Source organism: Pseudarthrobacter sp. NPDC058329 (genome assembly GCF_042879835.1).
GTDB lineage: Bacteria > Actinomycetota > Actinomycetes > Actinomycetales > Micrococcaceae > Arthrobacter.
The window spans coordinates 139,711-151,664 of sequence record NZ_JBHVZR010000004.1 but is presented as its reverse complement, the minus strand read 5'-3'; the positions used below and the strand labels follow the sequence as shown (position 1 = coordinate 151,664).

Annotated in this window: 14 protein-coding genes; 9 read left to right on the top strand and 5 right to left on the bottom strand. The window is 66.2% G+C overall.

The genetic code is table 11. The features are described from left to right. Positions 1-45 precede the first annotated feature (45 nt). Positions 46-969 carry an AEC family transporter gene (locus ACFVYC_RS08120; protein ID WP_387548801.1) on the bottom strand — a complete coding sequence of 308 codons (924 nt, stop codon included), beginning with the start codon at positions 967-969 and terminating at the stop codon, positions 46-48. A gap of 159 nt (positions 970-1,128) precedes the next feature. On the opposite strand from ACFVYC_RS08120, the gene ACFVYC_RS08115 reads away from it, so the two are divergent. Both ACFVYC_RS08115 and ACFVYC_RS08110 read left to right on the top strand, forming a co-directional pair. After that, positions 1,129-2,157, top strand: coding sequence for a TIGR03885 family FMN-dependent LLM class oxidoreductase (locus ACFVYC_RS08115; protein WP_387548799.1), 1,029 nt, complete (start codon positions 1,129-1,131; stop codon positions 2,155-2,157). Continuing rightward, positions 2,154-3,848: an alpha-amylase family protein gene (locus ACFVYC_RS08110; RefSeq protein ID WP_387548797.1), complete on the top strand. Its 1,695-nt coding sequence runs from the start codon at positions 2,154-2,156 to the stop codon at positions 3,846-3,848. The genes ACFVYC_RS08115 and ACFVYC_RS08110 overlap by 4 nt, the downstream gene beginning before the upstream one ends. Before the next feature lie 21 nt (positions 3,849-3,869). Here the strand turns inward: ACFVYC_RS08110 and ACFVYC_RS08105 are convergent, their stop codons facing one another. Next, positions 3,870-4,265 (bottom strand): hypothetical protein, encoded by a 396-nt coding sequence (locus ACFVYC_RS08105; RefSeq protein WP_387548795.1) that lies wholly within the window; start codon positions 4,263-4,265, stop codon positions 3,870-3,872. 165 nt (positions 4,266-4,430) lie between these two features. On the opposite strand from ACFVYC_RS08105, the gene ACFVYC_RS08100 reads away from it, so the two are divergent. Continuing rightward, positions 4,431-4,667, top strand: a complete 237-nt coding sequence (locus ACFVYC_RS08100) for a hypothetical protein (RefSeq protein ID WP_387548793.1) — start codon at positions 4,431-4,433, stop codon at positions 4,665-4,667. A 110-nt stretch (positions 4,668-4,777) separates the two neighbouring features. Here ACFVYC_RS08100 and ACFVYC_RS08095 read toward each other — a convergent pair whose 3' ends face one another. The 3 genes from ACFVYC_RS08095 to ACFVYC_RS08085 form a co-directional block, all read right to left on the bottom strand. After that, entirely contained in the window at positions 4,778-5,065 is a 288-nt protein-coding gene (locus ACFVYC_RS08095; RefSeq protein ID WP_387548791.1) for a MoaD/ThiS family protein, read from the bottom strand. Next, entirely contained in the window at positions 5,058-6,164 is a 1,107-nt protein-coding gene (locus ACFVYC_RS08090; RefSeq protein WP_387548790.1) for a WD40/YVTN/BNR-like repeat-containing protein, read from the bottom strand. Before ACFVYC_RS08090 ends, ACFVYC_RS08095 begins: the two co-directional genes overlap by 8 nt. A 63-nt stretch (positions 6,165-6,227) precedes the next feature. Further along, positions 6,228-6,428 carry a hypothetical protein gene (locus ACFVYC_RS08085; protein WP_387548788.1) on the bottom strand — a complete coding sequence of 67 codons (201 nt, stop codon included), beginning with the start codon at positions 6,426-6,428 and terminating at the stop codon, positions 6,228-6,230. A gap of 282 nt (positions 6,429-6,710) precedes the next feature. Here ACFVYC_RS08085 and ACFVYC_RS08080 point away from each other — a divergent pair, with 282 nt between their 5' ends. From ACFVYC_RS08080 to ACFVYC_RS08055, 6 genes are all read left to right on the top strand, one after another. Continuing rightward, the gene (locus tag ACFVYC_RS08080; RefSeq protein WP_387548786.1) at positions 6,711-7,340 is read left to right on the top strand and encodes a hypothetical protein; all 630 of its coding nucleotides are present in this window, start codon (positions 6,711-6,713) and stop codon (positions 7,338-7,340) included. Between the two features lie 30 nt (positions 7,341-7,370). After that, the gene (locus tag ACFVYC_RS08075; RefSeq protein WP_387548784.1) at positions 7,371-8,114 is read left to right on the top strand and encodes a class F sortase; all 744 of its coding nucleotides are present in this window, start codon (positions 7,371-7,373) and stop codon (positions 8,112-8,114) included. A gap of 57 nt (positions 8,115-8,171) precedes the next feature. Further along, on the top strand, positions 8,172-8,690 hold the full coding sequence (locus ACFVYC_RS08070) for a universal stress protein (protein ID WP_387548783.1): 519 nt from the start codon (positions 8,172-8,174) through the stop codon (positions 8,688-8,690). 284 nt (positions 8,691-8,974) lie between these two features. Beyond that, positions 8,975-9,313 (top strand): metal-sensitive transcriptional regulator, encoded by a 339-nt coding sequence (locus ACFVYC_RS08065; protein WP_387548781.1) that lies wholly within the window; start codon positions 8,975-8,977, stop codon positions 9,311-9,313. A gap of 69 nt (positions 9,314-9,382) precedes the next feature. Further along, positions 9,383-9,622: a heavy-metal-associated domain-containing protein gene (locus tag ACFVYC_RS08060; RefSeq protein ID WP_387548779.1), complete on the top strand. Its 240-nt coding sequence runs from the start codon at positions 9,383-9,385 to the stop codon at positions 9,620-9,622. 23 nt (positions 9,623-9,645) lie between these two features. After that, complete coding sequence (locus tag ACFVYC_RS08055; protein ID WP_387548777.1) at positions 9,646-11,919, top strand: heavy metal translocating P-type ATPase; 2,274 nt, start codon at positions 9,646-9,648, stop codon at positions 11,917-11,919. Positions 11,920-11,954: the final 35 nt, after the last annotated feature.

Below are 11,954 nucleotides of genomic sequence, written 5' to 3'. Positions count from 1 at the left end.
TCTTGCCCGGCAGCAGCCTTTCGCGGAACCCCGGGGGTGAGCGGCTTACCCGGCCAGGAGCCAGACGATCAGGACCAGGACCGGGGCGGCCGCCGCCGTCGAAATGAGGATGCTTTCCCGCGCCACCGCCACTCCCTTGCCGTATTTGCTCGCGAACATAAACACGTTCTGGGCGGGCGGCAGCGCCGCCATCAGCACCACCCCCAACAGCATCTGCTGGTCCAGGTTGAACAGGAAACGGCCGACGACGTATGCCACCGCCGGCATCACCGCGGACTTCAGCGCGGTGGCAGTAAGGATTTCCGCCGTATGCCCGCCGCCCTGCAGCATGCGGGTTCCGCGCAGGGACATACCGAAGGCGAGCAGCACCACCGGCACCGCAGCGCCGCCCAAGAGCGTCAGCGGGGCCATGACCGGATCAGGAAGTTCCACGTTGAACGCGGCCAGGACCACGCCCAGGAGGGAGGCGATGATCATGGGATTCCGGAACGGCTGGGTCAGCAGCAGGCGCGGCGAGAACCTGCCCGCCTCCGAAAGGTCCAGCACGGTCAGGACCAGTGGCGCGAACAGCAGCAGCTGCACCAGCAGGACGGGTGCCACGGGAGTGGCATCTCCCAGGGCATACAGCGTGATGGGGATGCCGATGTTGTTGGCGTTGACATAGGAACTGGCCATCGCGCCGATGGTGGTGTCAGCCAATGGCCGCCGGAACCAGAGCCTGCTGGCCGCCACGTACAGCAGTGCGGTGGCGGCGGCGGTGACCAGCGCCAACGGAACGTAGGCGGAGAAGACGGTGGTCATGTCGGACTCCAGCACCACCGTGAACAGCAGGACGGGATTGGTGATGAAGAACGCGGTACGGGTCAGCGCCGAAACCGTGGAGTCCCCGCCCAGCCCGCACCGTGCGGCAATGTATCCCACCGCAATGACCACGCCGATCACCGCCAGCCCGATCAGCACACCGCCCACGAGTGGTACTTCCTTCCAGCTCCCGCCTGCGCAGGAACGCAGTACTACAAGCTACAAACTTATCTGACAAGTTGCCCGTCGCCGGCACGCCGGCCCCGCCCGGCAATCCAGGCCGGAAAATCCTCGACACAGCACCACCCCGGACGGTAGAGGTTAACGATGCTTACTGTCGGCTTCCACGCCTCCCACGAACAGATCAGTCCGGGCCAGCTGCTCAAGGACGTCCAGCATGCGGAACGTGCGGGGTTCGACGCGGCCATGTGCTCGGACCATATTGAACCGTGGTCCTCCCGGCAGGGGCACTCGGGGTTCGCCTGGTCCTGGCTGGGAGCCGCGCTGGCCACAACCGGACTGCGCTTCGGAGTGGTGACGGCGCCCGGGCAGCGGTACCACCCGGCCATCATCGCGCACGCCTCGGCCACCCTGGCCGGCATGTTCCCCGGCCGCTTCTGGATGGCCACCGGGAGCGGCGAGAACATGAATGAGCACATCACCGGGGATGCCTGGCCACCCAAGGAGACGCGCCAGCGGCGGCTGGAGGAGAGTGTGGAGGTCATCCGGCGCCTGCACCGGGGCGGGGAAGTCACCCATCACGGGCTGGTCACCGTGGAACAGGCAAGGATCTGGGACGTCCCGGACACTCCCCCGCCGCTCATTGCCCCCGCCATCAGTGTGGACACCGCCCGCCGCGCCGCCGCCTGGGCCGACGGCCTGGTCACGGTGAACCAGCCCGCGGGCAAGCTCAAGGAAATGCTCGCGGCCTACCGGGACAACGGGGGCCGGGGCAAGGCCATCCTGCAGGTGCACCTCTCCTGGGCATCCACCGAAGGTGATGCCACCGCCGTCGCGCTGGACCAGTGGCGCACCAATACGTTTGCCCCGCCCGTTCCCTGGGACCTTCCCACGGCCGGCCATTTTGACGGTGTCAGCGGCCACGTGGGCGAGGACCAGGTCCGCAAAGCAGTGAACATCTCGGCCAGCCTGGACCAGCATGTCGAGTGGCTGGCCGGCTATGCGGACCTGGGTTTCGACGAGCTCTACCTGCACTTTGTGGGCCAGGAGCAGGGAGGTTTCATCGACACGTTCGCCGCGGAGGTCCTCCCGCAGTTGCGCCCGTCCCCCGCTTGGGCGTCAGCCGCCGCAGCGGGCAGCACGGCAGCTGAACCCACGGCGGGGGCCGGCGCGTGAGGATCGCCGAGACCTCGGACCTCTGGTGGAAGAACGCGGTCATCTACTGCCTGGACGTGGAGACGTTTTTTGATGACGACGGCGATGGCACCGGCGATTTCGCTGGCCTCACCCAGCGCGTGGACTACCTCGCGGCGCTGGGTGTGACCTGCATCTGGCTCATGCCGTTCTACCCCTCCCCGGACCGGGACGACGGCTACGACGTCACGGACTTCTTCACCGTGGACTCCCGGCTGGGCACCATGGGAGACCTGGTGGAGTTCATCCGCGCCGCCAAGGACCGGGGCATGCGGGTCATCGCGGACTTCGTGGTCAACCATACCTCGGACCAGCACCCGTGGTTCGTCAAAGCCCGGAAATCCACCGACAACCCGTACCGGGACTTCTACGTATGGCGCAGCGACACGCCCCCTGACACGTCGTCGGAAGTGGTGTTCCCCGGCGAAGAAACCTCGCTGTGGACCCAGGATGACGCCACCGGCGAGTGGTACCTGCACATGTTCGCCAAGCACCAGCCGGACCTGAACGTCACCAACCCCGCGGTACGGAACGAAATCGCCAAGGCGATGGGCCTATGGCTGGAGCTCGGGCTGGACGGCTTCCGGCTGGACGCGGTGCCCTTTTTCCTGGAGACCCGCGGCCAGCCCAAGGACGAGGCCGCCAACCTCGATCCGCACGCCTACCTGGCAGCACTGCGGAGTTTCGTCAGCCGCCGGAACGGAAGTGCGGTGCTGCTGGGCGAGGTGAACCTGCCGTACAAGGAACAGGTGGAATACTTCGGCGGCCCGGAGGGCAACGAACTGAACATGCAGTTCGACTTTATGACCATGCAGCACCTCTACCTGTCCCTGGCCCGGCAGGATGCGCGGCCACTGGCTGAAACACTCAAGAGCCGCCCGGCACTCCATCCCGACAACCAGTGGGCCATATTCGTTCGCAACCACGACGAACTCACCCTGGACAAGCTCAGCGACGGCGAGCGCGGGGAGGTTTTTGCCGCCTTCGGGCCGGAGAAGAACATGCAGGTCTATGGACGGGGCCTGCGCCGGCGGCTTCCCCCGATGCTGGGAGGCGACCCCGAACGCCTCCGGATGGTTTATTCGCTGATGTTCTCCCTCCCCGGCACCCCCGTACTGTTCTACGGTGAGGAAATCGGCATGGGCGAGGACCTGCGGCAGAAAAGCCGCGCCGCGGTGCGCACCCCCATGCAGTGGAGCGATGCGAAGAACGGTGGCTTTTCCACGGCCAAAGCAACAGACCTGGCAGTGCCGCTGGCGCGCGGTGAGTACGGTCCGGAACGGGTCAACGCCGCTGCCGCGAAACGCGACCCCGGCTCGCTGTTCAACTTCATGACCACCCTGATCCTGCGTTACCGGGAATCGCCGGAACTGGGCTGGGGAACGTTTGCCATCATCGACCAGCCGGAGCCGGCGGTCTTCGCCCACACCTGCAGTTCCGACGGCGGCACCTTGGTCCTCCTGCACAACCTCGGCGAGGAACCGGTCAAGGTGGCGGGCAAGGCGGGCGCGGAGGACGGGCCGCGGCAGGCTTTCAAGGGCGCAATCCTGGTGGATCTGCTCGACGGCGACAACGTGCCTTTGGAGCCCGACGGCGGCTTCACAGTTGAGCTGGAGCGTTACGGATACCGCTGGTTCCGGGTGCAGGCAAAAGGTGACCGGCTGGCACCCTGAGCGCGCAGAAACGCGACGGCGTCACCGGGCGGAGGAGGCCTCCAGCAGGCGTTCAGCCTCCGCCAGGATGCGTTCCCGTACGGGCAGGGACACGGTCACCGTGCGCCGGCCGTCCTGCTCCTGGTCGCGGATGCCCACGGCCAGGGCGCTCATCAACTCTGCGTCCTCGGCGGTGGCAAGGTCGCTGCCGATGAGTTGGACCAGCACCTTCAAGCCGGCCAGGCGGCGCTGCGGGTCGGCGTCGTTCAATGCGGAGTCGATGGCCCACTGTGCGCGCTTCCACCACTGGTCGCGCCGGTCCGCGCGGGATTTTTGCCGGTACGTCAGGTAGGCCACCAAAACGACGCCGAAGGTGGCCAGCGGTGCCAGTGCCGCCGCACCCAGCAAGGCGGCCCGGATCCCCTCGAAGATCTCCATGGCACCACCATAAAGCCCCGCTTGCCCGGTCCGCGGTTGGGAAACAGTTCCGGCTTCAAGAACTAACCGGCGCCTAACCGCGAGGAAACCAGGGCGCAACATTGGCCGCGCACACTTGGTAGTGCAGGCAAGAGCCGGCACCAGCTCCAGCCAGGAGGCCACGCCATGATGAAGGAAGCAGCAGCCCATGTAACCAGGATCCGCGCCCTGGACCAGCTCCAGCGCGGCGATGAGATTGAAGCCCGCCTCTCCGTGGGCCCTTCCTACGACGACGTAGTGGTCCGGCGCGGCAGCGTCCAGGAAACAGCACCCGGCATCGGCGTGGTGTGGATCCTGGACCGGATCACCGGCCTGCGCAAAGCCATCAATACGGACGAATGCAGCGTGTGGCGGGTCGCCTGACGCAGGTTCCTGTCCGTTGCGCCGTTCACGGCCTGCGGCTTAGCGACGGCGGGTGTAGTCAGTAAGGACTGCCCGCCATCCGTGACGCACGGCCCGTACGGACGGCTTCTTCAGCCTCCGGCCACCGACTGGATAATCAGCACTTCCTGGCCGGGAGCCACCTCCGTTTCCAGGCCCTGCAGGCGCCGCACCTCATCACCGTCCACATAGATATTCACGAAACGCCGCAACGTACCCGTCTCGTCCCGGAGCCGCCTGGCGAGCACCGCGTACCCGGCAGTCACGGAATCCAGCAGTTTAGCCACCGTCACAGGCCCGTCGGCGGGCGCAGTCAGTACGGACTGCCCGCCGGCCAGGGGCTGCAGGATGCTGGGGAGCACTACCGTGATGTCAGGCACCGGCCACCACTGCTGCCCGGACACACAGCACATCGGGGAGGTGGGCCACCACCTCGGCGAACGTCTCCCCTTCGTCCGCGCTGGCGTAGACGGTCCCGCCGCGCGTACCAAAGTAGACACCTGCGGGCTCCGCTGTATCCACGGCGGCGGCGTCGCGCAGCACGCTGTTGTACTCCCCGGTTGGCAGCCCGTTACTGAGCCTCTTCCAGGTGCCCCCGGCATCGTCCGTGCGGTGCACTGCCAGCTCGCCGTTGGGCGGGATCCGCTCACCGTCGGCCTTGAGCGGGACAACCCAGGCAGTGCCTTCCCGGCGGGGATGGGTCAGCATTACGAATCCGAAATCGGCCGGCAGGCCCTCGGCAATGGAGTTCCAACTCTCGGCGTTGTCGTCCGTGCGGTACACGCCGTGATGGTTTTGGGCGTACAGGCGGCCGTCGACGGCGGCGTCCGCGGCGATCTTGTGCACGCACTGGCCGAACTCGGGGTTGGGGTCCGGCATGAAGTAGGCCGAGATTCCGCGGTTCCGGGCTTCCCAGGAGGTGCCGCCGTCGAGCGAGCGGTAAACTCCTCCGGTACTCATGGCCACGTGCACGGTTTCCCGGGCGGGGTGGACCACGATGGAGTGGGCGGCAGCACCGCCATAGCCGGCACCCCATTCGCTCCGGTGCGGGTGGTCCCAGAGGCCGCGGTTGAGTTCGAAGTGTTCGCCGCCGTCCGTGGACTTCCAGACCGAAATGGGCTCTGCCCCTGCCCACACGACGCCCGGACGGGACTCGGCGTCCGGATGGATCTGCCAGATCCGCTCCAGCGCGGCGCCGGTATCCTCGGGGAACCTGATGGCGCCCTGCTCCGGTTCGGTCCAGGTGGCTCCAAGGTCATCGGAATGGGCCACCGTGGGCCCCCAATGCTCGTTCCGCACCCCCACCATGATTCGGGTGCGGCCTTCCCTGGTGTCGATGCCGATGCTGGGGATTTCAGCCATCAGGAAGTGGGGGCCGGTGAAGGACCACTGGCGCCTATCCTGGCTGGTAGCCAGCCACAGACCTTTTTTGGTGCCGATCGCCAAGACAAAACTCTCTGGGGTTGTCATGCCCACCATGCAACCACCGCCCCGGGCGGCCCGCAACGGTTCCCTGGCAATCGGGGCAATCCCGTACGGCTGTTAATCCACGAACTCCGACTGTGTTTCGATGAAGTCCCAGTCCGCAGCCGTCAGCACTGCCGCCGGGTTATCCGGATGTGGTCCACCTGCCTCCGCGATGCCTTGCAGCACCGGGAGCGGCAGTTCCTCGGCTCGAAGGTTCTCCCGCAGCCATTCCTTGCTCGCAAGGTCCAGGTCCAGCCACCACATAAAGATTTGCATGTCTTCACGCCCTTTCGTCGGCAAATTTAACGGTAGGCGCGGGCAAGGCGGGCTACAAGGTATTCCGGCAGCTCCAAGTGGTGCCCGCGGTTTTTCGGGTACCGGCAAGTAACCGGTCCCCCGGGAGCGCCGCAAAGTCGAGTAGGCCCTACCCGCGACCGGCGATGGCGGCCCGCCTAGCCTGAAAACTCAAACAAGCTGACCGTGCTGCCGGGGCAATCGGCGCATCCGCTAGTCCTGCTCATCATGGTCCGTTCCACATCGAAACTGGGGAGAACCATCATGAAACGTGCCATCACAACGTTGGGAGTGCTGGGGTTGGCGGCGTTGACCGCCGCGGCTCCGGCCGCGGCCGACCGCGGCGGCGGAGACGACGACGACAAGATCGTCATCTGCCATACCGGTTCGGGCTCCAACTCCGGGCATTTCAGCGCCATCACTGTTGCCATTCCGTCACTGAACGGCCATGACAGGCACGGCGCGGACATCATTCCGCCCAACGATGGAATGGATGACGGACAGAACTGGAATGCTGCAGGCAGGGACATCCACGCCAAGGGATGCGAGACGCCGGGCGCGGTGGTTCCTCCCGCAGACGTGCTGCCCGTTGTGGTGAACCCGCCGGTTGTTCCGCCGGCAACCATCCCACCTGACCTAACGGCCGTCGTCGTCCCTGAACAGCCAGGGGCCGTCCAGCCGCAGGCAAGGGCACCCCAGACTCCGGCGGCAGCCCCCTCTGTAGAAGCCGCCGCCGACATCAGCCGTGGAACCAATCAGGGCTACAACGCCCAGACTGCCGTCGGCGGCTCTGACGGCGCACCGTCCTGGATGGCCGGCGTGGGTGCCCTGCTGGCAGCGGGAGCGGCAGTGGCATTCCGCCGCAAATCCCGCCCGCTGCCGCAGGTCGACTGACGCCGGCCGTTGCAACTGCTCAGGAGCAGCATGTCCAAGGAACGCAGCCGGCACGCGGCACCTAAGGCGCGCAGGTACAGGCGCTGGAACCGGGCCGACCTGGCAATTCTCCTGTGCGGCGTCCTGGCCTTTTTCTCCATCACCTTCGGCGCACCAGTCTTACAGCAGGCGGGATTATCCGCCGGTGGCGGCGGGACGGCCATTTCCTCGGCCCCCTCTGCCAGCCGCTCCATGGAACAGGAACCCGCAGCTTTACCGGGGACACCGCCAGGGGCAACGCCAGTCCCCGGCGGTTCCCCTGTCCGGCAAGCCGCGGCTCCTGCCCTGCCGGCCGCAGCGCCTCCGGTGCGCATTCGCTATGCGTCAGCGGCGTTCGATGTGCCGGTGCATGCGCTTGAGCTGGACGCCGCCACGCAGGCCAGCCAAACGATCGTGCCGCCGGCCACCAAGGACGGCTACTGGCTGACGCCGTTCGGTACCCCCGGAACCGGCTCCACCAACACCACCTACGTGATCGGCCACAGCTGGGAAGGCGCAGATGCACCCTTCAACCACCTCAGCTCAGCGGCCACGGTGGGTGATGAGTTAGAGATGGAAACCACTGCAGGCACCATTCCCTATCGGGTGGAGAGCGTCACGACGTACCTGAAATCCGGCCTGAAAGACAGCCCCGTCTGGGACATGGTGCCCAACCGGTTGGTTCTGATCAGCTGCTATACCGAAGATCCCTGGGGCAAAAATGTGGTGGTTACGGCTGTGCCTGCCGCGTCCTGACCTCCCATGGGCGGATAGGCGCTGTTCAAGAGGGTGTAAGGAGGCTGAGAATAAGCTATGTCGTCAGAACACATACGCGGTACGTCGCCCCTGCTGGTAGGCGTCGTCCCGCATCAGCATCCGGAGGTCCTGCAAACCGCAGCCGACCTCGCCGCCCGGCTGGGGATTCGCCTGCTCTGTGCCTACGTGGATGAGGCCAGCTACCTGGTGGAGTGGGACCCGGCACGGTCCGCTCACAGGCTCTCCCTGCACCCAACCGCCGACAAGGAGAACATCGGCGGCGTGACGTCCGAGCTTAAGGTTGCGATAGAAGCCGCAGTGGCCCGGGAGCCCCCCGGCACCGCGGCCGCAGAATGGACCCTGCAAACCCTCGCGGGTGATCCCGCCCGCGCACTCGCCCAGCTCGCGGCGGAAACCAACGCGCCGATGATTATCGTGGGAACCTCCGAGCGGGGCTTCTCGCATCGCCTTGCGGAAGCACTCAGCGGATCGGTAGGTGCCTGGCTCACACACCATCAGAGTAGGCCCGTACTCATCGTTCCCTACCGCATGGCGGCCCACGAGGACCGGCCCTGACCTGCGCAAGCCCTTCCAAACACCAGGAAACCCCGGCGAAGAAAATAAAGCGAAAGTAGTTATTCGGGGTGGTGGCGGACCGGGCTACCAGCCCGTAAGCTGATTCAAGCAGGCCGATTCCAGCAATGTGGAAGATGGGCTTGCCCAAGAGCTGCTCCGGAGTGCGTATCCCCCAATAACGCACTCCGGAGCTTTTTTGTGCCCGAATATCGACGCCCGCCACATCCACTGATACCCCCCAGGGGTAGTTGTGTTTATACCCCCACGGGGTATAGGTTGTTGATATGAGCGCAACCCATGAAGCAGTTCCGGAAACGGCGGACCAGCAAGAGCACGGGTACACCGGGAACAAAGATGCCCACCTCCGCCGGCTCAAGCGCATTGAAGGCCAAGTGCGGGGAATTGCACGCATGGTGGATGAGGACAAGTACTGCATCGACATCCTTACCCAGGTCTCCGCCGTCACCAAGGCCCTGCACGCCGTCAGCCTGGGACTCGTGGAAGAGCACATCGGCCACTGCGTGGTGGGGGCGGCCTCCGAACCGGATCCTGCAGTGCGCGCAGAAGCCATCGACGCCAAAGTCAAGGAAGCCGCCGACGCCATAGGCCGGCTCCTCCGGTAACAGCCGGCTGCGGCCGCCTTCCCCGCAACACCCACAGCTTCCCGCAACACCCACAACAAGGAGCAGCACATGAGCACCATGTCCCCCACCACAACCACCGTCAGCGTCTCCGGCATGACGTGCGGCCACTGTGTCTCCGCCGTCAGCGAAGAACTTGAAGCCCTCACGGGCGTTGAGGCAGTGGACGTAGAACTCAACGCCGGAGGTATTTCCACGGTCACCATCACCTCCAGCGATGTACTGTCACCGTCCGAGATCGGCGAGGCTGTCGCAGAGGCCGGCTACCTGGTTGTCGCCAACGAAGCGTAAGCACCGCTGATTCGAGGAGCCGCATGAGCAACCAGGAACTTCTCCATCAGCCCGCAAGCCGGGTGGTGGAACTCGACATCGAGGGCATGACCTGCGCCTCCTGCGTCAACCGGGTGGAAAAGAAGCTCGGCAAGCTCCACGGCGTGCAGGCCCTGGTCAACCTGCCCCTGGAGTCCGCCCACGTGACAGTCCCCGCCGCCATCACGGATCAGGAACTGGTGGATACCGTCAACGCCGCAGGCTACAAGGCAACGGTCCGCCAACCGGCTCCGGCAGTGGCGGCCGAGCACACGCCCGGCGGGCTCCGTCCCCGCCTGATCCTGGCCGCCGCCCTGACGCTGCCCGTGTTCCTGATGTCGATGGTCTCCGCGCTCCAGTTCCCGCAGTGGGGCTGGGTGGTGGCAGGACTGGCCTTGCCGGTGGTCACGTGGGCCGCGTGGCCGTTCCACCGTGCCGCCGCCATCAACGCCCGCCATCTTGCTTCGACCATGGACACCCTGGTGTCGATCGGTGTTGCCGCAGCGTACCTGTTCTCGGCCTGGCAGCTGTTCGCGGATCCCCTCATGACCCAACATCCCGGCATGGAGGGCATGGAGGGCATGGAGCAGGGCGGCCTCTACTTTGAGGTCGCGGCCGTCGTCACCACTTTCCTGCTCCTGGGCCGTTACCTCGAGGCCAACGCCAAGCAGAAAGCCGGGGATGCCCTGCACGCCCTCCTCAGCCTCGGCGCCAAGGACGCCACGGTCTTACGCGACGGCTCGGAACATCGAATCCCTGCCGAGCGGTTGCAGGTGGGCGATGTCCTGGTGGTACGCCCCGGCGAGAAGATCGCTACCGACGGCGTGGTGATTGACGGGACTTCTGCCGTTGACGCCTCCCTGGTCACCGGCGAATCAGTACCGGTGGAGGTGGGCCCGGACAGCCGGGTCACCGGCGCAACCATCAACACGTCCGGCCGCCTGCTGGTCAAGGCCACCCGCGTGGGCTCCGAGACCACTCTCGCGCAGATGGCTCGCCTCGTGTCCCTGGCACAGACGGGCAAGGCCCCCATTGCCCGGTTGGCGGACCGCATCAGTGCGGTGTTTGTTCCCGTAGTCCTGGCGATCGCCGGCCTCACGTTTGTGCTTTGGCTGCTCTTCGCCGGGGCGGAGGGCGGAGGACTGCGTTCGGCATTCATTGCCGCCGTCGCTGTCCTGGTGATTGCCTGCCCGTGTGCGCTGGGGCTGGCCACTCCCGTGGGCCTGCTGACTGGTACCGGGCGGGGAGCCCAGCTGGGGATCCTCATCAAGGGCCCGCAGGTCCTGGAGGATACCCGGACCGTGGACACCATCCTGCTGGACAAGACCGGCACCGTCACCACCGGGATGCTGGCCGTGGACTCCATCCTTGCCTTTGACGGGTTCGAGGAGCGCGAGGTGTTGAGGCTGGCCGGCGCTGTAGAAGCCGCTTCCGAGCACCCCATCGCCCGTGCCATCGCCGCGGCAGCTTCCGCGCCGGAAGCAGGCTCCGAATCAGCGTCCGACGGCGTGCCCCTGCCCTCGGTGCAGGCCTTCCGTTCCGCTCCCGGCGGCGGCGTCGCCGGGACCGTCGAGGGCAGGCTGGTAACCGCCGGGCGTACCGGCTGGCTCGAGGAAAACGGCATCACCTTTTCCGGCAAGCATCTGGAACTGCTCGTTGCGGCGGAGGCCGCCGGCGCCACCGCCATCTGGGTTGCCGTGGAGGGCACTGCCGCCGGCATCATCAGCCTGCGGGACACCATCAAGGATGGCTCCGCGGCCGCCGTCGGACGGATGAAGTCCCTGGGCCTGCGGCCCATCCTCCTGACCGGTGACAACGCCGCCGTTGCTGCCCAGGTGGCCGCCGCCGTCGGCATCGATCCCGCTGACGTCTACGCAGGTGTCCTGCCGGAGGGCAAGGTGGAAGTGGTGCGCGCCCTGCAGTCCAGCGGCGCCACCGTGGCCATGGCCGGTGACGGCGTCAACGATGCTGCCGCCTTGGCACAGGCGGATCTTGGCATCGCCATGGGTTCCGGCACGGACGTGGCCATCGAGGCTGCAGACCTTACGGTGATGGGCAACGACCTGTCGCAGGTGGTCCAGGCCATCGAGCTCTCGCGCAGGACACTGGCAACCATCAAGACCAACCTGTTTTGGGCGTTTTTCTACAACGCAGTGGGCATTCCAGTGGCCGCCCTTGGACTGCTCAACCCCATGATCGCCGGCGCCGCGATGGCCGCGAGCTCGGTCCTGGTGGTGGCCAACTCGCTGCGCCTGCGGAGCTTCGGCAAGCGGGCATAAGGAGCCCTGCCCAGGCCTTGGGCCTGAAACCGGGA

What these genes read in the sequence shown, in the direction of transcription:
- ACFVYC_RS08115 (WP_387548799.1), top strand. Translation starts at nt 1,129, where the DNA reads ATGCTTACTGTCGGCTTCCACGCCTCCCACGAACAGATCAGTCCGGGC.
- ACFVYC_RS08105 (WP_387548795.1), bottom strand. Translation starts at nt 4,265, where the DNA reads ATGGAGATCTTCGAGGGGATCCGGGCCGCCTTGCTGGGTGCGGCGGCA.
- ACFVYC_RS08100 (WP_387548793.1), top strand. Translation starts at nt 4,431, where the DNA reads ATGATGAAGGAAGCAGCAGCCCATGTAACCAGGATCCGCGCCCTGGAC.
- ACFVYC_RS08090 (WP_387548790.1), bottom strand. Translation starts at nt 6,164, where the DNA reads ATGGTGGGCATGACAACCCCAGAGAGTTTTGTCTTGGCGATCGGCACC.
- ACFVYC_RS08085 (WP_387548788.1), bottom strand. Translation starts at nt 6,428, where the DNA reads ATGCAAATCTTTATGTGGTGGCTGGACCTGGACCTTGCGAGCAAGGAA.
- ACFVYC_RS08080 (WP_387548786.1), top strand. Translation starts at nt 6,711, where the DNA reads ATGAAACGTGCCATCACAACGTTGGGAGTGCTGGGGTTGGCGGCGTTG.
- ACFVYC_RS08075 (WP_387548784.1), top strand. Translation starts at nt 7,371, where the DNA reads ATGTCCAAGGAACGCAGCCGGCACGCGGCACCTAAGGCGCGCAGGTAC.
- ACFVYC_RS08070 (WP_387548783.1), top strand. Translation starts at nt 8,172, where the DNA reads ATGTCGTCAGAACACATACGCGGTACGTCGCCCCTGCTGGTAGGCGTC.
- ACFVYC_RS08065 (WP_387548781.1), top strand. Translation starts at nt 8,975, where the DNA reads ATGAGCGCAACCCATGAAGCAGTTCCGGAAACGGCGGACCAGCAAGAG.
- ACFVYC_RS08060 (WP_387548779.1), top strand. Translation starts at nt 9,383, where the DNA reads ATGAGCACCATGTCCCCCACCACAACCACCGTCAGCGTCTCCGGCATG.
- ACFVYC_RS08055 (WP_387548777.1), top strand. Translation starts at nt 9,646, where the DNA reads ATGAGCAACCAGGAACTTCTCCATCAGCCCGCAAGCCGGGTGGTGGAA.